Annotated in this window: 25 protein-coding genes; 9 read left to right on the forward strand and 16 right to left on the reverse strand. The window is 67.4% G+C overall.

The window, feature by feature from the left end; translation table 11 throughout:
- Positions 1 to 11 precede the first annotated feature (11 nt).
- The 4 genes from OG474_RS23455 (at position 12) to OG474_RS23470 (ending at position 3,956) form a co-directional block, all read left to right on the forward strand.
- On the forward strand, positions 12 to 1,316 hold the full coding sequence (locus tag OG474_RS23455) for a neutral zinc metallopeptidase (protein WP_405064514.1): 1,305 nt from the start codon (positions 12 to 14) through the stop codon (positions 1,314 to 1,316).
- Positions 1,316 to 2,212 (forward strand): neutral zinc metallopeptidase, encoded by an 897-nt coding sequence (locus OG474_RS23460; protein WP_405064515.1) that lies wholly within the window; start codon positions 1,316 to 1,318, stop codon positions 2,210 to 2,212. The genes OG474_RS23455 and OG474_RS23460 overlap by 1 nt, the downstream gene beginning before the upstream one ends.
- A complete protein-coding gene (locus OG474_RS23465) occupies positions 2,212 to 3,135 on the forward strand; it encodes a neutral zinc metallopeptidase (protein ID WP_405064516.1) in 924 nt (307 codons plus the stop codon). The genes OG474_RS23460 and OG474_RS23465 overlap by 1 nt, the downstream gene beginning before the upstream one ends.
- Positions 3,136 to 3,239: 104 nt before the next feature.
- A complete protein-coding gene (locus OG474_RS23470; protein WP_405064517.1) occupies positions 3,240 to 3,956 on the forward strand; it encodes a neutral zinc metallopeptidase in 717 nt (238 codons plus the stop codon).
- Here OG474_RS23470 and OG474_RS23475 read toward each other — a convergent pair.
- Entirely contained in the window at positions 3,949 to 4,407 is a 459-nt protein-coding gene (locus OG474_RS23475; protein WP_405064518.1) for a GNAT family N-acetyltransferase, read from the reverse strand. The two genes, OG474_RS23470 and OG474_RS23475, sit on opposite strands and share 8 nt — an antisense overlap.
- A 126-nt stretch (positions 4,408 to 4,533) precedes the next feature.
- Between OG474_RS23475 and OG474_RS23480 the strand changes: the two genes are divergently transcribed.
- The gene (locus OG474_RS23480; RefSeq protein WP_405064519.1) at positions 4,534 to 5,364 is read left to right on the forward strand and encodes a mechanosensitive ion channel family protein; all 831 of its coding nucleotides are present in this window, start codon (positions 4,534 to 4,536) and stop codon (positions 5,362 to 5,364) included.
- 66 nt (positions 5,365 to 5,430) lie between these two features.
- On the opposite strand, the gene OG474_RS23485 is transcribed toward OG474_RS23480, so the two are convergent.
- Positions 5,431 to 5,964 (reverse strand): hypothetical protein, encoded by a 534-nt coding sequence (locus tag OG474_RS23485; RefSeq protein ID WP_405064520.1) that lies wholly within the window; start codon positions 5,962 to 5,964, stop codon positions 5,431 to 5,433.
- A gap of 256 nt (positions 5,965 to 6,220) precedes the next feature.
- On the opposite strand from OG474_RS23485, the gene OG474_RS23490 reads away from it, so the two are divergent.
- On the forward strand, positions 6,221 to 7,084 hold the full coding sequence (locus OG474_RS23490; RefSeq protein WP_405064521.1) for a hypothetical protein: 864 nt from the start codon (positions 6,221 to 6,223) through the stop codon (positions 7,082 to 7,084).
- Between the two features lie 57 nt (positions 7,085 to 7,141).
- Here OG474_RS23490 and OG474_RS23495 read toward each other — a convergent pair whose 3' ends face one another.
- The 6 genes from OG474_RS23495 to OG474_RS23520 are packed head-to-tail and all read right to left on the reverse strand — an operon-like array spanning position 7,142 to position 13,787.
- Positions 7,142 to 8,146 carry an N-acetylglucosamine kinase gene (locus tag OG474_RS23495; RefSeq protein WP_405064522.1) on the reverse strand — a complete coding sequence of 335 codons (1,005 nt, stop codon included), beginning with the start codon at positions 8,144 to 8,146 and terminating at the stop codon, positions 7,142 to 7,144.
- Positions 8,143 to 9,399 carry a 6-phospho-beta-glucosidase gene (locus tag OG474_RS23500; RefSeq protein ID WP_405064523.1) on the reverse strand — a complete coding sequence of 419 codons (1,257 nt, stop codon included), beginning with the start codon at positions 9,397 to 9,399 and terminating at the stop codon, positions 8,143 to 8,145. Before OG474_RS23500 ends, OG474_RS23495 begins: the two co-directional genes overlap by 4 nt.
- Positions 9,396 to 10,298 carry a carbohydrate ABC transporter permease gene (locus OG474_RS23505; RefSeq protein WP_405064524.1) on the reverse strand — a complete coding sequence of 301 codons (903 nt, stop codon included), beginning with the start codon at positions 10,296 to 10,298 and terminating at the stop codon, positions 9,396 to 9,398. Before OG474_RS23505 ends, OG474_RS23500 begins: the two co-directional genes overlap by 4 nt.
- An 11-nt stretch (positions 10,299 to 10,309) precedes the next feature.
- The gene (locus OG474_RS23510; RefSeq protein ID WP_405055701.1) at positions 10,310 to 11,257 is read right to left on the reverse strand and encodes a carbohydrate ABC transporter permease; all 948 of its coding nucleotides are present in this window, start codon (positions 11,255 to 11,257) and stop codon (positions 10,310 to 10,312) included.
- Positions 11,257 to 12,585, reverse strand: coding sequence for an ABC transporter substrate-binding protein (locus OG474_RS23515; RefSeq protein WP_405055702.1), 1,329 nt, complete (start codon positions 12,583 to 12,585; stop codon positions 11,257 to 11,259). Before OG474_RS23515 ends, OG474_RS23510 begins: the two co-directional genes overlap by 1 nt.
- A gap of 11 nt (positions 12,586 to 12,596) precedes the next feature.
- Entirely contained in the window at positions 12,597 to 13,787 is a 1,191-nt protein-coding gene (locus OG474_RS23520) for an ROK family transcriptional regulator (protein ID WP_405055703.1), read from the reverse strand.
- A 207-nt stretch (positions 13,788 to 13,994) separates the two neighbouring features.
- Between OG474_RS23520 and OG474_RS23525 the strand changes: the two genes are divergently transcribed.
- Positions 13,995 to 15,599: an ABC transporter transmembrane domain-containing protein gene (locus OG474_RS23525; RefSeq protein ID WP_405064607.1), complete on the forward strand. Its 1,605-nt coding sequence runs from the start codon at positions 13,995 to 13,997 to the stop codon at positions 15,597 to 15,599.
- Positions 15,596 to 17,383, forward strand: coding sequence for an ABC transporter ATP-binding protein (locus OG474_RS23530; RefSeq protein WP_405055704.1), 1,788 nt, complete (start codon positions 15,596 to 15,598; stop codon positions 17,381 to 17,383). Before OG474_RS23525 ends, OG474_RS23530 begins: the two co-directional genes overlap by 4 nt.
- Here OG474_RS23530 and OG474_RS23535 read toward each other — a convergent pair.
- From OG474_RS23535 to OG474_RS23565, 7 genes are all read right to left on the reverse strand, one after another.
- A complete protein-coding gene (locus tag OG474_RS23535; protein WP_405055705.1) occupies positions 17,331 to 18,296 on the reverse strand; it encodes a DUF2891 family protein in 966 nt (321 codons plus the stop codon). The two genes, OG474_RS23530 and OG474_RS23535, sit on opposite strands and share 53 nt — an antisense overlap.
- 12 nt (positions 18,297 to 18,308) lie before the next feature.
- Entirely contained in the window at positions 18,309 to 19,280 is a 972-nt protein-coding gene (locus OG474_RS23540; RefSeq protein ID WP_405055706.1) for a DUF979 domain-containing protein, read from the reverse strand.
- Positions 19,277 to 19,978, reverse strand: a complete 702-nt coding sequence (locus tag OG474_RS23545; protein ID WP_405055707.1) for a DUF969 domain-containing protein — start codon at positions 19,976 to 19,978, stop codon at positions 19,277 to 19,279. The genes OG474_RS23540 and OG474_RS23545 overlap by 4 nt, the downstream gene beginning before the upstream one ends.
- A gap of 96 nt (positions 19,979 to 20,074) precedes the next feature.
- Complete coding sequence (locus OG474_RS23550) at positions 20,075 to 20,251, reverse strand: hypothetical protein (protein ID WP_405055708.1); 177 nt, start codon at positions 20,249 to 20,251, stop codon at positions 20,075 to 20,077.
- A gap of 13 nt (positions 20,252 to 20,264) precedes the next feature.
- Complete coding sequence (locus OG474_RS23555) at positions 20,265 to 21,131, reverse strand: cyclase family protein (RefSeq protein ID WP_405055709.1); 867 nt, start codon at positions 21,129 to 21,131, stop codon at positions 20,265 to 20,267.
- Between the two features lie 36 nt (positions 21,132 to 21,167).
- On the reverse strand, positions 21,168 to 21,857 hold the full coding sequence (locus OG474_RS23560) for a uracil-DNA glycosylase (protein WP_405055710.1): 690 nt from the start codon (positions 21,855 to 21,857) through the stop codon (positions 21,168 to 21,170).
- A 1-nt stretch (position 21,858) separates the two neighbouring features.
- A complete protein-coding gene (locus tag OG474_RS23565) occupies positions 21,859 to 22,467 on the reverse strand; it encodes a histidine phosphatase family protein (RefSeq protein WP_405055711.1) in 609 nt (202 codons plus the stop codon).
- Between the two features lie 691 nt (positions 22,468 to 23,158).
- Between OG474_RS23565 and OG474_RS23570 the strand changes: the two genes are divergently transcribed.
- Positions 23,159 to 24,607 carry an aminopeptidase P family protein gene (locus OG474_RS23570; protein ID WP_405055712.1) on the forward strand — a complete coding sequence of 483 codons (1,449 nt, stop codon included), beginning with the start codon at positions 23,159 to 23,161 and terminating at the stop codon, positions 24,605 to 24,607.
- A gap of 8 nt (positions 24,608 to 24,615) precedes the next feature.
- Here the strand turns inward: OG474_RS23570 and OG474_RS23575 are convergent, their stop codons facing one another.
- Positions 24,616 to 25,311: an SDR family NAD(P)-dependent oxidoreductase gene (locus OG474_RS23575; protein WP_405055713.1), complete on the reverse strand. Its 696-nt coding sequence runs from the start codon at positions 25,309 to 25,311 to the stop codon at positions 24,616 to 24,618.

A 25,311-nucleotide genomic window follows, 5' to 3' on the forward strand; every position in this document is an offset into this window, starting at 1 on the left:
GGGGACGAGCAATGCCTGACGAACAGCCCGACGGCGGCACGAACACGCCGCCTGGGACCGGTCATTTTCTCCCTAAAGCTGACGAGCTCACCGAGGGGGACAGCCTCCCGCAGGCCAAGCCCAACCGGTCACAGCCGATCGGCCTGGGCAAGGCACGCGCCCTGTCGGACCCAGGTGAGTCGGCGCTGCGCCGCAAGGCCCGTCCGCTCCCGGCCGACCCTGATGCCGTCTCGGTCTACAGCGGCCCTCCGGCCGCGCCACTCCCCGGTGCGCCGACGAACCCGCTGATCGGCACCCGCCGTACTGGTGGTGCTCGTCGCGTCGGCTGGAACCGGCCGTACTCGCGCGCCGGAGCGCAGTACACGCAGGTCGGCCCGCCGCCGGCCCCGCCGAAGCAGTACTCGCGGGCTGTGATCGCGGGTCTCGCCGCGTTGACGCTGATTGTCACCGCGTCGGTTGGTGTTGCGTGCTTCAAAGCGATCAGCAGCTACGACAGCTCCGTTGACAACCCGCTCTCGCGGCCGTCCGTGCACCGGACCCCCGCCCCGGTCCCGACCCTCCCGGACCCGACAGTCACGGTGACCGAGGCGCCGGTGCCGAATCTCGTGCGCCTGCAGAAGAACGAGATCTACAAGGCCGGCAAGCTCGCGTCGGTGAACTGCAAGGAGCCGTCGATCAAGCCGAACTCGCAGTCGGCGATCCTCGAGTACTACCAGGCGATGGTGCCGTGCCTCGACGACGTCTGGGCGCCGTTGATCAAGAAGTCGAAGTACACGTTCCGCTCGCCCAAGGTCGTGCTGAAGAGCAAGAAGATCCCGGCGTCGTCCTGCACCGGTGACTCGGACGTGTCGTACTACTGCCCGGCCGACGAGACGATCGCCATCGACTGGGAGGACGACCTCAAGCGCTACAAGCAGGCTCCGCTCGAGGCTCGACTGTGGATGATGAGCACGATGGCCCACGAGTACGGTCACCACGTCCAGCAGATGACCGAGATGCTCACCGCCGCCTGGTCGGAGGAGGGCTTCGAGAAGGACGCCGTCAAGAAGCTCGAATGGAGCCGCCGGACCGAGCTGCAGGCGAGTTGCTTCGGTGCGGCGTTCCTCGGGTCGAACAAGGCCTCCTTCGCGTTGACCGGCAACCGGCTCACGATCTGGGAGTACCAGACCAAGCACACCGGCGACGAGTACAACCCGAAGAAGGAGCGCGACCACGGCTCCCGCGCCAACCAGTGGTTCTGGGAAGGTCCGGCGTTCACGTCTGCCAGCCCTTCCTCCTGCAACACGTTCACGGCCTCGGCCAAACGAGTCAGTTGATGCTCAAGGCGGCCGGGTTCGGCGTACTGGCCGTGGTGGTTGCCGGGGTGGCGGGGGTTGCGACGACGCGGGGTGAGTCGTCGGTGGCGGCGGTGCAGGTTGTCCGTACGTCGATCAGTCCGACTCCGGTGGTGACTCCGCGGAAGCCGACCGCGTCGCCGTCCAGCACGATCGACCTGTCGCTGGAAGGTTTGGCTGGGTCGAACAAGTTGTACGTCGCAGGGAAGGTGCCGGCGGTTCGGTGTGTGTTGCCGGGGAAGCCGCCGCAGACGAAGGCGGAGTTGCTGGCGTATGCGCGGGTGATGGTCGCGTGCATGGACAAGGCGTGGGCTCCGCTCGTCGGGCAGCAGGCGACCTTCTATCCGATCAAGACCGTGCAGGCGTACGACCTGAAGAAGCCGGCGGCGTCACCGGAATGCGACAAGCCGCTGAAGAACATGGATGCTTTCTACCGAAAAGGCATGATCTGCTTCGAGTGGCCGGAGTTCAGCAACCCTGACGAACCGGTGTGGAATCTGGTCGATTTCCAGCAGCTGATCGCCCACGAGTACGGCCACCACGTGCAGCAGTCGACCGGGATCCTGACGACGTACGACGCCAACTGGTGGAAGAAGTCGAAGGCAGTCCAGCTGGAGAACGAACGCCGGCTCGAACTCCAGGCGAGCTGCCTGGGGGCTGCGTTTCTCGGTGCCAACCGGTCGAGCTTCAAGCTGTCCGGAGAACGTCTGCGGATCTGGAAGTTCATCGTTCGCCATGTGGGGGATGAGAACAACACGCTGAAGATCCGCGACCACGGGTCGTACAAGTCGCATGCCTACTGGACGACGCAGGCTTTCACCTCGACCGCTCCTGCTTCCTGCAATACCTTCAAGGCCGCCCCGAAACGGGTCAGTTGATGCTGAAGACGGCCGGGGTCGCCGTACTGGCGATCGCGGTGGCCGCGGTGGCGGGGGTTGCGACGACGCACACCGACGTGTCGGCGGTGGTGCCTGCGCCTACACCGACGCCGACAGTGACACCCACACCGACACCCACCCCGAGGCCGACGGTTCCGTACGTCACGCCGACGCCGATACCTACGTTCACTGTTGAGGCGACCCGGCCGAAGGTGATCGTGGCGAACCGGCTGTACTCGCAGGGCCGGGTCCCAGCGGTTCCGTGTGCGCTGCCGGACAGGTCACCGCTCACCAAGGCCGAGCTGCTGTCGTACGCGCGGGTGATGGTCAAGTGCCTGGACCGGGCGTGGAAGCCGGTGGTCATCGCGGCGAAGCTCAAGTTCCGGCCGGTCGCGCTGGTCGAGGTCTACGACTCGCGCAAGCCGGCCGCGACGCCGCGGGCGTGCGAAGACCCACCGAAGCGCGCCGGAGCGTTCTACATCGACGACAAGATCTGTATCAACTGGCCGGAGTACATCGGGGACTTCCCGATCCGCGACGAGGCGTACTTCCGGGACACGTTCGCCCACGAGTACGGCCACCACCTGCAGAACCTCGCGGGCATCCTCGACTCCTACGAGCTCGGTCACCGGAAGAAGCGGACGAAGGCCGTCCAGCTCGAGGACGAACGCCGGCTCGAGCTCCAGGCCAACTGCCTCGGCGGCGCCTTCCTCGGCGCGAACCGTGCGTCCTTCAACCTGTTCGGCACGAACTGGCTGGAGCAGGAGTACGTCGCCAAACATCAAGGCGATGAGCTCTACACCCCCGTCATCCGTGACCACGGTTCCGGCTCCAGCCAGAGCTACTGGACCCTCGCCGGCCTCTACAACGCCTCCCCGAGCGTCTGCAACACCTTCACAGCCCCACCACACGAGGTCGAATGATGCGGACGAGGGCAGTGTTCCTGGTTGTGGGGGCTCTGGTGTGTGGAGGGTGTACGGCGCCTGTGGTGAAGCCTGCCGTGGAGCCGCGGCCGGTGGTTACTACGGTGGCTCGGACGCCCTCGTCGTACAAGGTGAAGTTGCCGCCGGCGGCGGATGGGTTGCTGCGTAACGAGTTCTACGGTGCTGGGCGGGTGGCGGTGACGAAGTGTGTGCTGCCTACGGATCGGGAGACGTCGGAGCGGGCGATGGTCCGGTACGCGACGGCCTTCATTGCGTGCTTGAACAAGGCGTGGGAGCCGGTGGTCACGCGGGCGGGTTTCGACTTCTCGCCGCCGAAGGCCGTGTACGCCGCTCCGACGGGCCCGACGTCCTCGCAGTGTGGGGAAATGGAGAAGGACACCGGTGCCTTCTACTGCGGTTCCGAGAACGGGATCTACTTCAATTGGCCGGGCTATGCGGTGGAGGGATTCGGCGCTTCGGTGCAGTTCCTGATGGCGCACGAGTACGGACATCATCTGCAGTGGTTGACCAGGATGCCCGATGCCTATGGCAAGCGTTATGACGAGGCTGTCGGCGCGGCCGCCCAGGAGCTCGTGACGGAGCGGAACGAGATGCAGGCGCACTGCTTCGCGGCGGCCTTCCTGGGGGCCAATCAGAACTCGGTGCACATGGGTGGCGTCGTTCGATCCAACTACGGGCACATCGGGACGGGCAGTAGCCGGGCCTCGGGCAACTTTCGGCTTTGGCTGAAGCGTGGGTTCCAGGGGAAGGGTCCGGCGGGGTGCAATACCTGGAGTGCGCCGGCGGCTCAGATCAAGTGAGCTTGAGCTTGAAGCCTTCGTGGGAGTTCTCGAAGCCCAGGTTGGTGTAGAAGCGGTGGGCGTCGGTGCGGGTCTTGTCGGAGGTCAGCTGGACCAGGACGGCGCCACGGTTGCGGGATTCCTCGATCGCCCAGCGGATGAGCGTCGTACCGAGGCCTGAGCCGCGGGCGGGAGCGGCGACGCGGACGGCTTCGACGAGCGCGCGGAGCGAACCGCGGCGGGACAGCCCGGGGATGAACGTCAGCTGCAGCGTGCCGATGACCTCGTCATTGCGTTCGGCAACGACCAGGAGTTGGTTGGGGTCGGCATCGATCGCGGCGAAGGCCTGCTCGTACGGCGTCAGGTCGTCGAGTGACTCGCGGCCGGTACCGAGAGGGTCATCGGCGAGCATCGCGACGATGGCGTGGACATCGGTTTCACCCGCACGGCGGATGATCAGGTCGGCGGTCACCCGGACAGTTTATGCAAAGACACTTCTTAGTTGTTCATGATTACAGAGCCGTTACAACCGTTTGCTCTGAGCAACTAAGGGAACGGGTGGTACCAGACACCACCGCATCAATCGGAAGGAAATCCGATGAGTCCGTTAGCGATCGACTTCACTGGGCCGTTCGAGGACGCGTTCAGCAAGCTGCTCGGGTTCATTCCGAACCTGCTCGGCGGCCTGGTCATTCTGGTGATCGGGTACTTCGTTGCCAAAGTGCTCGGCAAGCTGGTCGGAAAGCTGCTCGGCAAGGTCGGGTTCGACCAGTGGATGGAGCGGGCCGGGGTCTCCGGGGTCCTGCAGCGGTCCGGCACGGGGCTGACCGCTTCAGCGGTACTGGGGCAGGTCGTGTTCTGGTTCGTGTTCCTGATCAGCTTCACGATGTTCGCCTCCGCGCTCGGCGTACCGGAGATCTCGAACTTCATGAGTACGATGCTCGGCTACATCCCGCGGATCTTCGCCGCGATCGTGATCATCTGCCTGGCCGCGCTGTTCGCCAACTTCCTGGCCGCGATCATCCGCGGTGCGACCGGCAACGACACCCTGGCCAAGGTCGGCAAGTACGCGATCCTCGTGTACGCCGCCTTCGCCGCGCTCACGCAGCTGGGGATCGCGGTCCAGCTGACCGGTAACACGCTGCTGATCGTGCTCGCCGGTGCGGCGCTCGCTCTCGGCCTTGCTTTCGGACTCGGTGGCCGGGAGATGGCTGGACGTGCGCTCAGCAACCTGTTCTCCCGCGACAACATCCAGAAGCCGGCTGCTCCTTCGAACGGGATGAGCGCACCGCAGTACCAGGCGCCGCCGGCCGAGCAGCAGTATCCGGCGGAGCAGTACCCGGCGGCGCACGGGGCGCCGCAGAACGGCGGCTACTCCAACGGGATGCCGCCGCAGAACGGCAACTGGCAGGGCGGCGGTCAGCACTGACCTACTGCTGAAGGGTCGAGGCGGGCGGCAATCCGATCACCGGGTTGCCGCCCGTTGCCCTGCTGACTACTTGGCTTCCTTGGCGTCGGGACCCGCGCTGCGGACGTCCTCGACCTTGGTGAGGGCTTCGCGGAGGTCCGCCAGCCAGGTGTCCGCGTGCTGCGAGACGAGCTTCACGCACCAGCCGAGCGCGTCGCTGCGGGAGCGCGCCACCCCGGCGTCGACGAGGGTGTCGAGCACCTGGCGCTCCGGCTGCCGCAGTCGCGTCATCACCGGCGCGGACAGCGAGGTGAAGACCTTGCGGGTCTCACCGCAGTCGACGCCCCACGCGACCTTGCGCCGGGTGGCGTGCTCGAGCTCGCGGGCGATCTCGATCCGGCGCTCCCGGGTGTCCTCGCGGTACTGCTTGATCCGGCCCTCTTCGGCGGCGGACCGTTCGGCGGCGCTCACGTCGCCGCTCTGCTCGGGCGCGGCGAGGCGGCCGACGATCAGGATCTCGTCCCGGTCGATGGTCAGCTCCGGCTCGCCCTCGAACCACTCCTTCGGCAGCCGGCCGGTGACCCAGCCGCGCACCTTCTCGATCTCAGTCTGTGTACTCATGTAATCATAATTACACCCTTACCCAAACGCAGTTCAATCAGCCGAGGCCAACCACCCCCTAACGTCCGAAGAACCCGCAGACCCAGTCTCCGGATCGTCGGACGTTAGCCACCGCTCTTCCACAACGTCCGAAGGAACCGCAGACTCAGTCTCCGGATCGTCGGACGTTAGCCACCGTTCAACCAGAACCGCAGCGGGAATTCCAGCAGCCTGCAATAGATAGTGCTTGTCCGGTCACTCCCCGACCCTGGACCGCATGACTCTGCCCAGAACGCTGGCCGCCCTCTCCGCCGCCGCCCTGCTCGCTACCGCGCTCGTCTCGACCCAGTCCCTCGCGGCACAGGCCGCCGTACCGGACCTGACCCTGGTCAGCCAGACAACCGGCCCCACCTCGGACACGTCCCAACAGGCCGGTGCCTTCTGCCCGCTGGGGCCCGACACCCACGTCACTGGCGTCGGCGCCGAGGTGGTCGGTGGGCGCGGGCAGACCAGCCTGACCATGTACACCAACATCGAGCGCGAGCACGGTACGGCGGCGGCGGTCGAGGACGCGGATGGCACTGCCGACGCGTGGAGTGTGACCGGCTTCGCGATCTGCGCGACCACGCCGTACCGGCCGACAGCAGTCCAGTTCTCGCCCACGGACTCCTCGCCGTCGAAGACGGTGACCGTCGCCTGCCCGACCGGCGCCGTCACCACCAGCGGCGCCGGCAACGGCTCGTCGAACACCAACAGCCCGCTGGTTCTGGACGACGTCATCCCGAGCGCCGACCTGAAGACCGTCACCGTCAACGTCTTCGAGCCACAAGGCGGCCTCACCGAGACCTGGTACGCCATGGCCGTCGCGCGCTGCGGTGCACCCCTCCCCGGCCTCCAGCGCGTCAGCGCGACCTCGGTTTCCGACTCCACCAACTACAAGTCCGTCACTGCCACCTGCCCCGCCGGCAAGAAGGTCGTCGGCACCGGCCACGAGATCACCGGCGCACAAGGCCAGGTCTACCTCGACGACGTAGCCCCCAACCCCGCCCTCACCTCTGTCCGAGTAGATGCCTGGGAAGACCAGGACGGCACCGCCGGCAACTGGTCCATCACCGCCTACGCCGTCTGCGCAACGCCGTAGCAAAGGAACAGGCGGTCAGGTCCGGCACGGGGTCCGGGCCTGACCGCCTGGGGGCGGTTAGGCGGCTGGGGAGGTTGCGTAGGCGGACCTGAGGGTCAGATGGGCCTCGGGGGGTGCGTTGGTGTGGTCGAGGCCTAGCAGGGCTGCGCCTACTACGGGGGGTACGTCGATTACTCGGGCTACTGCTTTGGGGGCGGCGGCGGTGAGTAGGCGGATGACTGTCTCCATGAGGAGCGAGTGGCCGGCGGTCAGGACGCCGCCGCCGAGGATTACGTCGGTCGGCTCGTCCAGGAGGTCGAGGCGGCGCATGGCTACTACGGCCATGGTGACGATCTCTTCGGCCTGGTGGTAGACGACCTCGCGGGCGATGGGGTCGCCGGCGGCGGCTACCTGGAAGAGGACTGGGCCTGCTTCCAGGCGGCGGTTGTAGGGGATGTCGCCGAGGTGGAGAGCCTCGATGAGTGCGGAGACGGACGGTACGCCGTAGTGCGCGGGGAGGGCGGTTGCCAGGGCAGTGGCGGGACCGCGGCCGTCGTCGGCGCGGGCGGCGGCTGAGAAGGCCTCGTCGGCCAGCTGCTGGCCGCCTCCCCAGTCACCGGAGATTCTGCCGACCGCTGGGAAGCGGGCGGTGCGGCCGTCGGGGAGGAGACCGGCGCAGTTGATGCCGGCCCCGCAGACGACGGCTACGCCGCGCGGCTCGTCCACACCGGAGCGCAGGAGCGCGAAGGTGTCGTTGGTGACGTAGACCGACTCGGCCCAGCCGAAGCTCTCGAAGGCCGCGCTCAGCCGCTCCTCCTCGATCGGGAGGTCGGCATTGGCGAGGCATGCGGAGATCTGCTGCACCAGAGGCCGGTCGTTGAGGGGCAGACCGGCCGCTGCGGCTGCAGCTCGCACCAGGGGCTCCAGACCGGCCACGGCTGCGTGTGCACCGATGACGTGTGGCTCGAAGCCGCCTCCGCGTGCTGTCCCGAGCACGCGGCCGTCGGCCGACACCAGTGCGACATCGGTCTTGCTGTTGCCGGCGTCGAAGGCGAGTACGCCCCCCGGCACCAAGGCGCTCATCGGGCCCACGGCAGATGCTGCTTGTTGTGAGCGAGCAGCTTGTCGGTCAGCTGGTCCGCCAGCGAGATCTGTCCGACCAGCGGGTGTGCGAGCAGCGCCTCGAAGACGCGCTCCCGCCCACCCTTGATGGCTGCCTGCAGGGCCAGATCCTCGTACGCCGTCACGTGCGCCACCAGACCGGCGTACAGGGGTTCCAGCGGGGCCACGGCGACCGGCATCGCGCCATCCGCACCGACGGTGGCCGGCACCTCGATGACTGCGTCGTCGGCCAGGAAGGAGAACGTGCCGTCGTTCAGCGTGTTCACCACCTGGGTGTCACCGGTGTCGTTGAGCAGTGAGGACGCCAGGTCCACTGCGGCCTCGGAGTAGTACGCACCGCCGCGCTTCTCGAGCAGTGCGGGCTTCTCGTCGAGCTGTGGGTCGGCGTACATCTCCAGCAACTGTGTTTCCAACGCAGCCACCTCCGCAGCGCGCGACGGCTTGTTCAGCAGCTCCTGGACCACCTCGTCGTGCTGGTAGAAGTAGCGCAGGTAATACGACGGTACGACACCCAGCTGCAGTAGCAACTCGGCCGGAAGGTGCAGGTCGTCGGCCAGCTCGGCCACGTGACCCTCAAGCAGCTTCGGCAGCATGTCCTCGCCGTTGACGCGGACCGCCCGCTCCCAGGTGAGGTGGTTCAGCCCGACGTGGTCCAGCTGCACCTCACCCGGTGTGACTCCCAGCAGCTTCGCGAACCGCCGCTGGAACCCGATCGCCACGTTGCACAGGCCGACTGCCTTGTGGCCGTGCGACAGCAGCGCTCGGGTCACGATCCCCACGGGGTTGGTGAAGTCGATGATCCACGCGTTCGGGTTGGTACGCCGTACCCGCTCGGCGATGTCGAGCACCACGGGAACCGTCCGCAGGGCCTTGGCGAGTCCGCCGGCGCCGGTCGTCTCCTGACCGACACAACCGCACTCCAGCGGCCAGGTCTCGTCCTGCTGACGAGCCGCCTGCCCGCCGACCCGCAGCTGCAGCAGTACGGCGTCCGCGCCGTCGATCCCGGCGTCTATGTCGGTGGTGGTGACGACGCGACCGGGGTGACCTTGTTTCGCGAAGATCCGCTTGGCCAGCCCGCCGACGAGTTCCAGGCGGTCCTCGGCCGGGTCGACCAGGACCAGCTCGGTCACCGGTAGCGTGTCACGCAGCCGGGCGAAACCGTCGACGAGTTCGGGAGTGTAGGTGGATCCGCCGCCTACGACTGTGAGTTTCAACCTTTGACCCCTGTGAGTGTGACGCCTTCGATGAAGGCTTTCTGCGCGAAGAAGAACAAGATGATCACCGGAGCCATCACCAGCAAGGTGGCGGCCATGGTGAGGTTCCAGTTGGTGTGATGGGCGCCCTTGAAGGACTCCAGGCCGTAGCTGAGGGTCCAGGCGGCCGGGTTCTCACTGGCGTAGATCTGCGGGCCGAAGTAGTCGTTCCAGCAGTAGAAGAACTGGAACAGCGCGACCGCCGCGATGGCCGGCTTGGTCATCGGCAGCACGACCCGGATCAGCGTCTTGAAGTCGCCGCAGCCGTCGACCTTGGCCGCGTCCAGGTACTCCTTGGGAATCGTCAGCAGGAACTGGCGCAGCAAGAAGATCGAGAACGCGTCCGTGAACGCCAGCGGGATGATCAACGGCCACAGCGTCCCGGACAGGTGCAGCTGCTTGGCCCAGAACAGGTACATCGGCACGATGATGACCTGTGGCGGCAGCATCATCGTGGAGATCACCAGCATCATCGCGAAGTTGCGGCCGCGGAACTTGAACCTGGCCAGGGCATACGCGACCGGGATGCTCGACACCAAGGTCAGTACCGTGCCCAGGACGGCGTACATGAGGGTGTTCTTCCACCAGGTCAGGAAGCCCGGGGTCTCCCACACGGTGCGGAGGTTCTCCCAGTGCCAGCTCTCCGGCCAGAGGTTGCGGGTCAGCGCCTGCTGGTCGCTCATCAGTGCCGTCAGGAAGACGAACACGAACGGCAGCACGAAGAACAACGCGGCCGCGATCGCCAGTGCGTGCACGGCGACCCAGTGCAGGAACCTGGTCCGGCGGGCCTCGCGGCTCGCCTTGCCGATGTCGAAGGTGGGGGCGGGGGCCTCCACGCGGGGTGTGGTCAGGGTGCTCATTCAGCAGTCTCCTAGTCGTCCGTGGCCAGGAAGCCACTGCCGCGGCGCATCAGGAACGCCGTGAAGATCATGGCCAGTACGAACAGGACCAGGGCGATGACGCTCGCCCCGCCGGTGTCGAACCGCTGGAAACCGAGGTTGTAGATCAGTTGCGGCAGGGTCAGCGTGGACTTGTCCGGATAGCCCGGCTCGAACTGTTGCCCAGAGCCACCAATTACCCCGCTCGCGACTTTTCCGGCGATCAACGGCTGTGTGTAGTACTGCATCGTCTGGATCACCCCGGTGATCACGGCGAACAGCACGATCGGCTGGATGGTCGGCAGCGTGACGTGGACGAACCGCTTCCACGCCCCGGCGCCGTCCAGCGCCGCGGCCTCGTACTGCTCCTTGGGTACGTCGAGCAGCGAGGTCATGAAGATGACCATCAGATCGCCGATCCCCCAGATCGCGAGCAGGGTCAGCGCCGGTTTCGACCACGCCGGGTCGTTGAACCAGCCCGGCTGCGGCAGCCCGAGCTTGGCCAGGATGTTGTTCACCGGCCCGGTGCCCGGGTTGAGCAGGAACGCGAACGCCATCGTCGCGGCCACCGGCGGTGCCAGGTAGGGCAGGTAGAACAGGGTCCGGAAGATCCCGGCACCCGTCTTGACCTTGGTGATCAGCAGGCCGATACCGAGACCGAACACGACCCGCAGGGTGACCATGACGATCACCAGCCAGAGCGTGTTGCGCAGGGCCGGCCAGAAGAACGGGTAGTCGGTGAAGACGTACGTCCAGTTCTTCAGGCCGGTGAACACCGGCGGCGTGAACCCGTCGTACTTCATGAAGCTGAAGTAGACGGTCGAGATCAACGGGTAGAGGAAGAAGACGCTGACCCCGATCAGCCACGGGGACAGGAAGGCCAGGTTGCGCAGCCGTTCCTTGCGTCGCAGCTGCCGGAGCCCCAAGGGAATGGTCGTCATCACTTGGCCTGCGCGAGGTCCTTGTCGATCTGGGCGTCGGTCTTGGTGAGACCAGCGGCCAGATCGGTCTGCTTACCGGCCTCGAAGGCGAAGCCGAAGTCCTGCAGGGTGAGCTGGTAGGCGCCGCCGTTCGGGCTGGCCGGCGTGGTGCTGCTCTTCGGGTGCTGGGCGATCTCCAGGAAGACCTTGAAGTTCTCGTCGGCCTTCAGGTTCGGCGACTTCAGCGCGTCCAGCGTCGACGGCACGTTGTGGATGGCGTTGGCGAAGTTGACCACGGCGTCGGTGTCGGTGGTCATGTACTTGACCAGCTCCCAGGCCGCGTTCTGCTTCTGGCTGGTGCTCGCGATCCCGATGATGGTGCCGGACAGGTAGCCCTTGCCGTAGCTGTCGGCCTGGTCGTCCGGCACCGGGAACGGCGCGACGCCGATGTCGAACTTGACCCCGGCCTCCTTGGCCATCCCGAGCCGCCACTCACCGTCGATCGACATCGCGACCTGGCCGGTGTGGAACGGGTTCTTGGCGCCGAACTCGTCGCCGAAGGTCGCGCGGTACTTCTCCAGCTTGGCGAAGCCACCGAGCTCCTTGACCAGACCGGACTGCCAGGTCAGCATCTTGCCGAACGCCGGGTCGGCGGCCAGGTTCGACTTGCCCTCGGGCGTGAAGTACGTCGGGTTCCACTGCGCGGCGAAGTGCGTGGTGGTGGACTCGAAGCCGTGGAAGTTCGGCATGAAGCCGAGCTGGGAGTACGAGTCGCCCTTGACCTTGGTCAGCTTCTTCGCGGCCGCGTCGAACTCCGACAGCGTCTTCGGCGGCGCGGTGATCCCGGCGGCCTTGAACGCGTCCTTGTTGTAGTACAGGCCGTAGGCGTCGTTCAGCAGCGGCAGTGTGCAGCGCTTGCCCTGGAACTGCGTGTAGTCCTGCAGCGCCTTCGGGAAGGTCTTGTCCAGGTCGACCGCGGACTTCTCCAGGAACGGTTTCAGGTCCGAGAACACGTTGGAGGCGCAGAACGTCCCGACGTTGTCGGTGGTGAACGACGACACCACGTCGGGGGAGTTCGGGCCGCCCGCGCGCAGGGCCTGCTTGATCTTGTCGTCGGCGATGTTGCCGACGGCTTTCACATGGATGTTCGGATGCTTCGCCTCGAACGCCTTGATGTTGGCGTCGATCGCGGCCACTTCGCTGGGGGCGCTCCAGCCGTGCCAGAACGTGATGTTCACGTCCTTGGTGGCGTCGTCGTTGGCCTTCGGGGCTTCCGACGTACCGGTGCAGGCGGTGGCGAGAAGTGCCACCGCAGCGGTGCCGATCAGGGCACTAGACAGGCGATGCATCCGTTTGACTCCTAGGAAATGGGTGGAGAGCTAGCGGTGTCGAAGATCTCGTCGCGGGTGGTGCTCAGTGCGGACTGCAGGGCACCCGACAGCACGGGGTCGAGATGGATCGCGGTCATCAGCAACCGCGGCCTTGGGACAGCGAGGTCGGCCAGCTCGTCCTGGACCAGGCCACGCAGGCGTTCGCCGCCGGCGGTGATGACGCCACCGGCGAGGACGATCAGTTCGGGGTCGACGACGGAGACGATCGCCGCCAGTCCGACCGCGAGACGGTGGGCGAATTCGGACAGCACCGCGTCACCGGCTCCTGGGGTCGCCAGGGCGGCCGAGATCGCGGCTTCCGGCGTACGGGCCTTGATGCCGTTCGCGCGGGCGAGGGCCAGGACGGGTTCGCCACCGGCCAGTTCCTGGAAACCGCCGGCGTTGTTGCGGCCGACGTTGCGGACCAGCGGCGTACCGGGCAGCGGCAGGAAGGCGACCTCACCGGCACCGCCGGTGGCACCACGGTGCAGGCGGCCGTTGACCACTATCGCCGCACCGATGCCCTCCTCGCCCCACAGCAGGACGAAGTTCTCGCTGTCCTTGGCGTGCCCGACCTGGCGCTCGGCGACCGCGGCCAGGTTGACGTCGTTCTCGACCTCCAGCGGTACGGCGATCGCCGCGGCCAGCTCGTCGAGCAGGTGCGGGGCGTGCCAGCCGGGCAGGTGGGTCGCGTAACGCAGCCGGCCGGTCGTCGGGTCGAAACCACCAGGGGTGCCGATCGAGACGCGGTGCAGGTTCTCGCGGTGCAGACCGGCCTCACCGGCCGCACCCTCGATCGCCTTGATCACCCGCTCCACCGTGCCCTTGGCGCTGCGGCCCGGGGTGGGCAGCTCGTAGCTGCCGACCACCTTGCCGGTCAGGTCGGCGACCGCCGAGCGGATCCGGGTCGGGGTGACGTCCAGGCCCGCGACGTACGCCGCGGTGCCGTTGATCTCGTACAGCTGGGCGTTCGGGCCGGGCCGGCCGGCGGTGGTCCCGCTGGCCCGGACGAGGTTGGCCGCTTCCAGCCGCGCGAGCAGCTGGGATGCGGTCGGCTTGGACAGGCCGGTCAGGTGCCCCAGCGTCGTCCGGGACAGCGGCCCTTGGGAGAGCAGCAGGTCCAGAGCGGCCCGGTCGTTCATCGCGCGGAGCAGCCGGGGTGTTCCAGGTGTTGTCGCCATGGGATAACCCTGCCTCCCTCCGCCGGTCTCGTGGTGTCGGCTCGCTGCGTGGGACGCAATCAAGTCAACTGTTAGGAAAGTTTCCTATTATCGCGAGACCGTACGGTGATCGGTCGTCGCTGTCAATCACTCCGGAACCAGTTAGGGTTACCTAATATGTCGACGGGTGAATTACTGAGGCGAGCGGTACGGCGACACCGGTGGCGGATGGTCCGTGGTGTCCTGCTTTTGTCGTTACATCAAGCGACCGAGGCAGCCGTCCCTGTGACGATCGGCATCTTCGTCGACAAGGCAGTGGCGACTGGCGACGTGCAGCCGCTGATCTGGTGCGTGGTGATGCTGCTGGCGCTGTTCGCCGTGTTGTCGAACGCTTGGAAGCTCGGTGCGCGGCAGGTGGTGCGTGCGATCGAGTGGGAGACACATGAGCTGCGGCTGGAGATCGCCCGGCGCGTGCTGGACCCACGGGGACAGCGGACCGGGCTGCGCTCCGGAGAGCTGCTGTCGATCGCGACATCCGATGCAGAGAAGACCGCACTGGTGATGCGGGCCGTTTCGATCGGCGCTGCGGCATCCACTGCGCTGCTGGTGGCCTCGGTGTCGTTGCTACTGGTCGACGTACCGCTCGGGATCGGCGTACTGATCGGCGTACCGCTGCTGGTGCTGGGGATTCAGGCCCTGTCGCCACTGCTGACGCGTCGTACGTCGACTCAGCAGGAGGCGGTCGCTCAGACGACCGCACTGGCCACTGACCTGGTGGGCGGGCTGCGGACGCTGCGCGGGATCGGCGCCCAGCACAACGCGGCCGCTCGGTATCGCCAGTCCAGCCAGACGACCCTGCGGGCCACACTGCGCGCGGTGACCACAGCTGGTCTTCAGGATGGCGTCAGTACGGCGCTGAGCGGGCTGCTGCTCGCGGCCGTGGCCGGTGTCTCCGGCTGGTTCGCGCTGAGCGGGCGGATCAGTATCGGTGAGCTGATTGCTGTCGTCGGCCTGGCGCAGTTCATCGCGGAGCCGGTCGGCACGCTCGGCTATGCCAGCCAGGTGCTGGCGACCGCCCGCGCATCCGCCGGCCGCGTCGCGTCGGTCCTGTCCTCACCTCCCCTCGTAGCGACCGGTGCGGCGACCATGGTCGACCCGGCGAAGCCTTTGCTGGCTCTGGAGGCTGTGTCCTACAAGACGTTGTCGAACGTCGATCTGACCTTGCGTTCCGGGGAGTCCGTCGGGGTGCTCTGCTACGACCCACGCGACGCGGACGCGCTGCTGACGGTTGTGGGCGGCCGTACCTCGGAGCATGCCGGGGTGGTGCGTGTTGGTGGCACGCCGATCGACGAGCTGGACATCGACGCGCTGCGCAACACCGTGCTGCTGGAGCAGCACGACACTGACCTGTTCGAAGGCACGCTGCGCAGCAACCTGCTGGTCGAGTCACCGTCCTTGGAGCGAGTGATGACCGCAGCCGGGGCCGCTGACCTGATCTCCGAGCTGGACCGGCCGTTGGCTGACCGTGGCCAAGCACTGTCCGGTGGCCAGCGTCAGCGTCTCGGTCTGGCTCGCGCACTGCTTGCCGAACCACCACTGCTTGTCTTACACGACCCCAGTACGGCGGTAGACGCCGTCACCGAGGAGCTCCTCGCGGAAGGACTGGCTGAGGTCCGCTCCGGCCTGACCACGCTCGTGCTGACCAGTAGCCCGGCCCTGCTCGGCAAGATGGACCGCGTGCTGGTGGTGGCCGACGGGGTCGTGGTGACCGAGGGAATCCATGCTGAGCTCGCCGAATCGGACGCGGCGTACCAAGAGGCGGTGCTCCGATGAACTTGCTACCCATTGCCGGCCCGCGTGCGACGTGGGCGCTGTTGTGGAGTGAGATCCGCAAGCTGCCTGGTCTGTCGATCATCGCGGCCGTAGTGATCACCGGTGGAAGTGCGGCCGGCCTGGTCGCGCCCTGGGCGCTCGGTGCGCTCGTCGACGACGTCTCGTCGAGTGGCGCGAACAACTCTGCGATCGTGAAGGTGGTGCTGCTGATCGGGGGCGCCGCTGTCGTTGCTGGTCTGCTTACGGCGCTGGGCATCATGCTCGTCGCGCGGGTGGGCGAGACAGTGCTGGCGCGGATCCGGGAGAAGGTCCTGGACCGGGCGCTGCAGCTGCCGGCACCTGTGCTGGACAAGGTGCGCACGGGTGACCTGCTGTCCCGGGTCGGTGACGACGTGGCCACGGTCGCGACCGCTCTGACCGACATCGGCCCGACCCTGCTGGGGGCGGCGCTGACCATCATCCTGACCACCGGCGGCCTATTCGCGCTGGACTGGCGACTCGGGCTGGCCGGACTGCTCGCCGTACCGATGTATGTGCTGGCTCTGCGGTGGTACCTGCCGCGGTCGGCGCCGTTCTACCGGCAGGAGCGCATCGCGATGGGCGAGCGGTCCGAGGCGATCATCGCGTCGCTGCGCGGCAGCGCGACCGTGCGGGCCTACCGGCTCGAGGACGTGCAGCTGGCGAAGATCGACACCACGTCCGCGACTGCCCGGGACCTGTCGATCAAGGTGTTCAAGATCTTCAGCTTCTTCTCGTCGCGGATCAACCACGCGGAGTTCACCGGGTTGACCGCGATCCTGGTCGCCGGGTTCTTCCTGGTGCGCGGCGACCTGGTGACCATCGGTGCGGTGACGGCCGCGGCGCTGTACTTCCACCGGCTGTTCAACCCGATCGGTGCGGTGCTGATGCTGTTCGACGAAGCGCAGACCGCGGCTGCGGGCCTGGCCCGGTTGGCCGGCGTACTGGAGATGGAGCAGATCTCTGCGCCGCCGCCCGGTCCCGGTCCGGCGGATGCGTCGTTGGAGTTGCTCGACATCGGGCACGCGTACGACGGCCCGCTCGTGGTCGACGCTGTGTCGCTGCGACTCGAGCCGGGGGAGCGAGTCGCGCTGGTGGGAGCGAGTGGTGCTGGGAAGACCACACTGGCCGCGCTGGCGGCCGGAGTGCTCACGCCGACGGCCGGTGTAGTGAAGCTGGGCGGTGTGGACGTGCAGTCGCTTGGTGAGGACCGCACCCGCTCACAGGTCGCCCTGCTCAGCCAGGAGGTCCACGTGTTCTCCGGGTCGCTGGCGGACGACGTACGGCTTGCTCGTCTCGACGCTACGGACGCTGAGGTTGAGGCCGCGCTGGAACGCGTTGGTGCGCTGGCCTGGGTGCGTGCGTTGCCGGACGGGCTGGCGACCGTCGTGGGTGAGGAAGGGCATCAGCTGACTGGTGCTCAGTCGCAGCAGCTCGCGTTCGCCCGGTTGGTGCTGGCTGATCCGCCAGTCGCCGTACTGGATGAGGCGACGGCTGAGGCCGGTAGTGCTGGTGCACGTGAGCTTGAGCGTGCGTCGGTGGCTGCGACCGAGGGCCGGACGACGCTGATCGTGGCGCACCGGCTCACGCAGGCACAGCAAGCGGACCGGATCATCGTGCTCGACCAGGGGCGAGTGGTCGAGTCCGGTTCACACGACGCACTGCTGGCTGCAGGTGGCCGCTATGCGTTGTTGTGGCGCAGCTGGACGGGTTTCAAGCCTGGTGAGCCAGGAGGGCGAACGACACCAGCCAATGCGTCGACATGAAGTCGCCGTCGGTGACAGTCGGGAGGACGGCGTCGATCTGGCGGTCGGCGCCGGCCTTCAGTGCGTCAGAGACCTCCGGCAGGCTTGGTGCGATCGTGCGGAGCTGCCAGGCGCGTGACAGCGCCAGACCGGCCAGGTGTGCGAGCTGTCCGTCGCCGGAGTCGTCGGTGACCGGAACCTCCAGCAGGTGCTGGTGGTTGTCGTTGCCAAGGCCAGGGAGGAATTCGGCGAGCCAGTCCGCGAACTCCTTTGCGGGCAGGACTCGGCGCATCAGCTCGGCCTCGGACAGCGCTGGTGACAGGAAGTCCGTGCCGGACGGTTCGAAGCGGGTGTCGTAGGCGGTGTCGCTGCCGAACCATTCGACCGCGCGAGCGTGCACTGCGTCGACCACGTCGCGCCGGCCGAGTTCGTCGTACGCCTCGCTGAGCAGTGAGAGGGCGAAGGCGGTGTTGAGGTGAGTGCCGTGCCGGACCGGGTAGGCCTGGCGCGGCAGCCAGTCCAGCACCAGGTCGGCGATGACATCGCCCAGCGGCTTGGTTGCCTCGGCCCACTTCGTGGTGCGGGTGGCGGCGACCAGCATCGCCGCCCACGCCCAGCCGTACGGACGCTCGTACGACGGACGCTCCCGCAGGTACGCCGCCTCGGTCGCGATCGCTGCTGTGGTCAGCCGCTGGTCCAGCAGCTCGATGGGCCGGGCCCCTGCCTCGTCCGGCGCCAGTGCGAGCAACCGGACGAGTGACCACTGCATGTGCGCACTGGAGTGCCAGTCGTAGGAGCCATGGAACACCGGGTGCAGCTTCTGCGGCGTCACATCCACGTCCTCCGGACCACGTGAGGCGTGCGCGGCGCCGTACGGGTACGGCGTCTCGAGCACCTCACAAGCGATCGCGGACCAGGCAGCGGCGTACTTCATGGGTGTTCTCTCCTAAAAGGCGAAGAAGTACATGATGGCGATGTTGCAGCCCAGCAAGGGGATCGCGGTCGGGATCTGGGCCTTGATCGGTCCGTACTGATCCTTCATCTCCAGTAGGGCCGCTGGAACGATGTTGAAGTTGGCTGCCATCGGTGTGCAGAGCGTGCCGCAGAAGCCGGCCAGCATGCCGATCGCGAACACCACTGCCGGCTCACCGTTGAACTGCTGCACCAGCAACGGCCAGCCGACCGCGGCGGTCATCACTGGGAACGCTGCGAACGCGTTGCCCATGATGATCGTGAAGATCGCCATGCCGATGCAGTACAAGACGACTGCGGCGATTAGCGAGCCTTTGGGGATCAGGTGGTCAGTGACGCGGCCGACTGCCTTGCCCACACCGGATGTGTTGAACAGCAGGCCCAGTGTGGCCAGCATCTGCGGCAGGATGGCCGCCCAGCCGATGTGCTCGAGCAGACGACGACCCTCATGCAGCGGTACGGCGGGGGAGGGTGGGCGGAGTAGCACGACGCCAACCGCCAGCGCCAGCAGGGATGCGATGCCGAGCCCGATGATCGTGGCCGAGCCGGACTGCAGCAACAGCTTGCCGTCGCCGAGCTTCACCTTGGCCAGCCAGGCGCCGAACAGCGCAGCCACCACAGGGATGACCAGCGCGGGCAGGAACAGCTTGTTGCCGAACTTGTCGGCGAACTTCGCTCGCTCGGGCTGCGTCGTCGTACGCTCCGCACCCTTGCCAGGGAAGCCAGAACCCGCCAGCACGGCCAGACCGATGACAGCGATGCCCAGAATCCAGGAGGGCGCGGTCTTGTTCACCACGAAGGTGCCATAGCCGAACGAGAGCCCGAGGATGCCCCAGAACGCGGCACTGCCGATCCGCTTGGGGTTGGTGCGGTCGTTGAGGACCTGCAGCGCGATCAGTACGAAGAAGATCCCGCAGAGCCAGTAGAACCACTCGACCTTGATCACTTGGCCGCCTCCTTGGCTTCGGCCCTGGCGTCGCGCGCCAGTGCGTCCAGTTGGCGATCGAGGTAGAGCAATCGGGCGCCGTGGATCAGGAGCGCGCAGATACCGGTCGGGATGGCCCAGATCGCGATGTCGATCGCCTCCAGGTGCAGCCCGTACGTCGCGTCGACGAAGCCGGTGATCAGCAGGATCGAGCCGATCGCGACGAAGATGTCCTCGCCGAAGAACAGCCCGACCGTGTCCGCGCTGGCGGCGAAGCCCTTGATCTTCTCCTGGAGCTTCTCCGGCAACTTGCCGTAGCGGCGTTCGGCGGCACCGGCCGCCATCGGGTGGATCAGCGGCCGCACCGCCTGCGCGGGACCGCCGATGCTGGTCAGACCGAGCGCTGCCGTGCCCTGCCGGATCAGCAGGTAGAGGGCCAGCAGCCGGCCGGTGGTGGCGAACGCGAGCTTGCCGATCAGCTTGCGGGCCTGATGCTGCAGCCCGTAGCGCTCGATCAGCCCGATCACGGGCAGCGTGACGATGAAGACGGTGACGGACCGGCTACCGGCGAAGCCGTCGCCGAAAGCGTTCAGGATCTTGACCGGCGACAGGCCGCCGATCAGACCGGCCACGATGCCGGCGGCGGTGACGACCAGCATCGAGTTCAGCCGGAGCGCGAAACCGACGACCACCACCGCGATGGCGAGCAGAACCCACATGGTTCCTCCCAGGGACGGACCCGCTGGATGCGATTCCCGTCACCATAGGAGATTGTTGAACGATCCTGCAATAGATCATTCGAACAAGTTAGCTTGTCAGGTTTTCCAGGGGTGCGATTCGGTACGGCGTCCCTCCCGGACGTCCTGCAGGAGCCGGGTGAGCGCCTCCGACCGGATCGAACTCGGAGCAACGAGCTGATGGCCAGGGTCGACGGCGAGTTGGGCCTCGACCAGGTGGAGCAGGGTCGGTGCATCGATCGCGTAGCGCGTCATGCACCTCAGAGTCTCAGAAGATCGCGACCGGGTTGACCGGGACACCCGTGAGGCCGTGGATGCGGGGTGGGGCCGCGACGAAGAGGAACGTGTAGCGGTCGAGCTCGGCGCAGAGGGCAGCCAGCTCGTCGGCGTCGATACCGTCGACGAGCGGCATCCCCAGGCGTGGAAGGGCTACGCCGTGCATGGCCGACGGGCGACCGGGCTGCTCCGGCGGATACTTGTCGGCGAGATCACCGGCGTACACCGAGACTCCGCGCTCGTGCATCCAGTTCGCCGCGTCGAGGCTCATCCCGGGCATCGGGTTGCCGCGGTACCGGGTCTTGACCCAGTCGAAGCGGACGACGAGCGCGTCGCCGGATTCGACCCGGACGCCGTGCCGCTGCTCGGCGGTCTCCAGGTCGGCGGCGCTGATCGCGCGGTCGGCGGGGACCGGCCCGTCGATGCCGAGGTCGATCAGGACGCCGCGGGTCACGATGCCGGCGGCGAAAGCGGTGGTCGAGCCCTTCACCACGCCGAACGGTGTGACGGCCGCGTTCGCCGGCCGGCCCGGATACACCTCGCCGTCCACTGGGATGTGGGACAGCGCGTCGAGATGCGTGGACAGCGTGTGGTGATTGGTCACCAGCATCGAGTCGGCGTACGCGATCGCCGGGCTGCCCGTGAACGCCATCAGCTGCTGGACCGGCGACTCCTCAGCGGTCCGCGGTGGGAACGGTCCGCCGGCGATCGGCGCCGGCTGGATCGGCACGGCCAGCGAGACCGACCGGCCGAGCCGCACCTCACGCGCCGCGCGCTCACGGACCTCGTCGGTAATCAGGTTCAGCGTGCCCAGCTCATCGTCGGCACCCCAACGGCCCCAGTTCGTCGGCAGCTCCATGGTCAGGACTGTAGGCGCCGGTCCTTCAGGCGTTCTCTACGGCAGGCGCCAGTCGATCGGAGTGGCGCCCTGCTCGGCGAGCAGCGCGTTGACCCGGCTGAACGGCTTGGATCCGAAGAAGCCCCGGTCCGCCGACATCGGGCTCGGGTGCGCGCTCTCGACGTACGGGATGCTTTTGAGCATTGGTTTGAGGGTCTGCGCGTCGCGTCCCCACAGGATCGCGACGAGCGGGCCGCCACGATCCACCAGCGCGTGGATCGCCTGCTCGGTGACCGACTCCCAGCCCTTGCCCCGATGCGAACCGGAATTGCCGGGCTGCACGGTGAGGACCCTGTTGAGCAGCAATACGCCTTGCTCGGTCCACGGGGTCAGGTCGCCGTTCGACGGTGCTGGTACGCCGACGTCCGCCATCAGCTCGCGGTAGATGTTCTGGAGGCTCCGGGGGATCGGCCGCACGTCGGGAGCCACCGAGAAGCTCAACCCCACTGGGTGTCCTGGTGTCGGGTACGGGTCCTGGCCGACGACCAGCACCTTCACCTGCTCCAACGGACTCTTGAAAGCCCGCAGCACGTTCTCCCCAGCCGGCAGATACGGCCGCCCGGCCGCGATCTCCGCGCGGAGAAACTCTCCCAGCTGGCTGACGGTCTCCTCAACCGGAGCCAACGCCACCGCCCAGTCGGGCGCCACCAAATCCGTCAAGGTCTTCGGGCTCACCCGCCACAGCATGTCAGCCCGCGAACCCTCCCGGCCAATCGCGGCACCCCCACACCTCGCCACCCTCCACCGCGAACGGCACCGCATGCGGCAACGGCCGGTTCCAAACCTCGTCCCGCAGCCCACACAAGACACTCAACCCGGTCGTCAGACTCGCCACGTGCCCAACCACGATCACAGTCTCGCCCGGGTGGTCCGCGGCGATAGACCGCAGCGCATCGGTGGTCCGCCGTACGACGGTCTCCCCGTCCTCACCGCCGCCCGGAAAAGCCGCCCCGAGCTCCCGCTCCACCACCCAAGCCCGCAACGCGGCCCCAGCACCCTCCAACGTGGTCACCGCCTTGGGATCCGCATCCGGCCCGATCGTCACCTCGTCCAACCCCTTGAGCTGCACCACCTCCAGCGGTACGCCGATCACGCGCGCCACGATCGTCGCCGTCTCCACCGCACGCGCAACCGTGCTGCTGTACACCCGCACCGCCCCCACCTCACGCAGCAGCTCCCCAGCAGCCGCCGCCTGCTCCCGCCCTCGCTCGGTCAACGGCGTCGTCAACGCCGGCGCCATAGTCCGCGCCACATTGCTCTCCGCCTCACCGTGCCGCAAACACATCAACCGAGTCATGCCGCGGATCGTACGACCCTGTGATGTCGCCCACCGTTCGCGTGTCGGTCAACCCCCGGTCCAGTCCCCCCAGCTACAAAGGTCAAGGCCTCGCAAGGTATGAGCTTGCGAGGCCTTTGCACGCCCGACGGACGATTGGTGCCGCCCCCGTCCCGGGCTCGCCATGTCCCGCACCCGCGATCGACCACCCGCCGCTGATTCCCCGGCCGCCCGCCCGCCCCGTACGAACGCCCCCTTTGAGCACCCACCAACCACTTCTCGGCCGCGAACGTGGTCGGTGGGTGCTCAAGGCGCTGCCGGGCGACTGGCAGCTACCCAAAGAGCAGCCGGCCCACCTTTGTGCGGGTACGGCGTCTTTGGGAAGCCACCGACCATTTCGGGCGCGGGAAAGTGGTTGGTGGGTGCCCAAAGATGGTGGTCCGTGCACAAGGGTGGGCGTGCGTGTCTTTGGGCGCGGGGTGGGTGGGGTGACGGGGGCCACTGGCAGGGGTGGTCGGGGGTGGGGTGTTCGACTCTGCGGAGGCGCGGAGGTGCGGGTCGAGCGTAGGCTTCGGGGACGGGCGGGATGCGATACGCGCATCGGCTCGGATCCCCGCGGAAGCGCTGCTGGACAGCGGTTTGACCCGCGGTGACGAACTGCACACCCGGGGCTGAGATCGGGCCCCTGCGCCGAAACGAGGACTGGTCGACGATGACCGAGAACACCGCAGCCACGACCGGCGACGCCGCGCCGAAGACCGCGTCGCACGATTCCGTTCCGAGCGCGAAACTCAGCGCGTTCATGAATTCGGGATGGGCCGACTCCGAGCGGCTCGACGTACCGCTGAGCGACGCCGGTGCTTGGACGGCGAAGCGGCGGGACGCGTTGTCGCAGGCGTTCCCGGGCGAGCGGCTGGTGATCCCGGCCGGTACGTACAAGGTCCGGTCCAACGACACCGACTACGTGTTCCGGCCGCACACCGACTACGTGTGGCTCGCCGGCGACCAGACGTCGGACGCCGTGCTGGTGCTCGAGCCGAACGGGACGAGCGGTCACGACGCGGTGCTGTACTTCCGCCCGCGCTCGGAGCGCAGCCAGGGCTCGGAGTTCTGGCGCGACCGTAGCTACGGCGAGCTGTGGGCAGGTCGCCGCCCGTCCCTGGCCGAGACCGCCGGCGCGTTCGGGCTCGAGACCCGGCACCTTGACCAGCTCGGTGACGCGCTCAAGGGCGACGTGCCGACGCGGGTACGGCGCTCGGAGGACTACTCGATCGCCGACCTGCTGACCGGTGCCCGGACGGACGCTGACCGGGATCTGGAGCTGGCCACGACGCTCTCCGAGCTGCGGCTGGTGAAGGACCCGTGGGAGATCGAGCAGTTGCGGGACGCCGTCGCGATCACGCACCGCGGCTTCTCCGACGTGCTGGCCGAGATGGACCGAGTCCGTCAGTACGGCGAGCGCTGGATCGAAGGCACCTTCTGGCGCCGGGCCCGCGCCGAGGGGAACGACGTCGGCTACACCTCGATCGCCGCGGCCGGTCCGCACGCGACCACGCTGCACTGGATCGAGAACGACGGCCCGGTCGTCGACGGCACGCTGATGCTGCTCGACATGGGCGTCGAGAACCGTCAGCTCTACACCGCCGACATCACCCGGACGCTGCCGGTGAGCGGCGAGTTCACGCCGCGCCAGCGGGATCTCTACCAGCTCGTCCTCGACGCGCAGAATGCCGGCATCGCGGCCCTCAAGCCGGGGCTGCCGTTCCAGTCCGGTCACCGCGCCGCGATGGAGGTCATCGTGCGCGGCCTCGACGCGATGGAGCTGCTGCCGACCTCGGTCGAAGAGGCTCTCGACCCGGAGAACAACCTGCACCAGCGCTACACGCTGCACGGCACCAGCCACATGCTCGGTCTCGACGTCCACGACTGTGCGTCGGCCCGCCTGGAGAACTACCGCCAGGGCAACCTGCGGACCGGCGAGGTCCTCACCGTCGAGCCTGGTCTGTATTTCCAGGCCGACGACCTCACCGTCCCCGAGGACCTCCGCGGGATCGGCATCCGGATCGAGGACGACATCCTGATGACCGAAACCGGCGCCGAGAACCTCTCCGACGCCATGCCCCGCACCGTCGAAGGCCTCCAGAACTGGATGTCTTCGTAACGAACGACCTACCAGGGCAACGTGCCGTTGCGGTCCTGGTACGTGCCGGTCGGGCCTTCGGGCCCGACCGTCGCCATTTTCACGATGATTTCGGTGCCTTCTTCGACGGTCTGGTGGCCGCGGTGGGCGTTCAGGTCGGTGGCGGTGAAGCCTGGTTCGACGACGTTGATCCGTACGCCGGGCAACGCCTTCGCGTACTGGAGGGTGAGCATGATGACGGCGGCCTTCGAGGAGGCGTAGTCGAGCAGGGTCAGCTTCGACTCCATGTGCGCCGGGTCGGTGACGATCGTGCTGGAGCCGAGCGAGCTGCCGATGTTCACGATCACCGGCGAATCCGATGCCTCGAGCAACGGTAGGAACGCCTGCGTGACGCGGACGAGTCCGAACACGTTGACGTCGTACACCTGCTGGAGGCGGTCGGCGGTGAGCTCGGCCGGGGACGGCATCCCGCCCTGGATACCGGCGTTGTTGACCAGTACGTCGAGCCGGCCCTCGGCCTGCTGGATGGTCTTGGCGGCCGCCTCGACCGAGGCCTGGTCGGTGACGTCGAGCTGGATGAAGGTGGCGCCGACCTGGTCGGCGGCGGCCTGGCCGCGCTCGGGGTCGCGGGCACCGGCGTACACGGTGTGGCCGAGGGCAACGAGTTGGCGGGCGGTTTCGAGTCCGAGGCCCTTGTTGGCCCCGGTGATGAGAGTGATCGTCAT

Origin of the sequence: Kribbella sp. NBC_01505, from assembly GCF_045040285.1 — a bacterium.
Taxonomy (GTDB): domain Bacteria; phylum Actinomycetota; class Actinomycetes; order Propionibacteriales; family Kribbellaceae; genus Kribbella.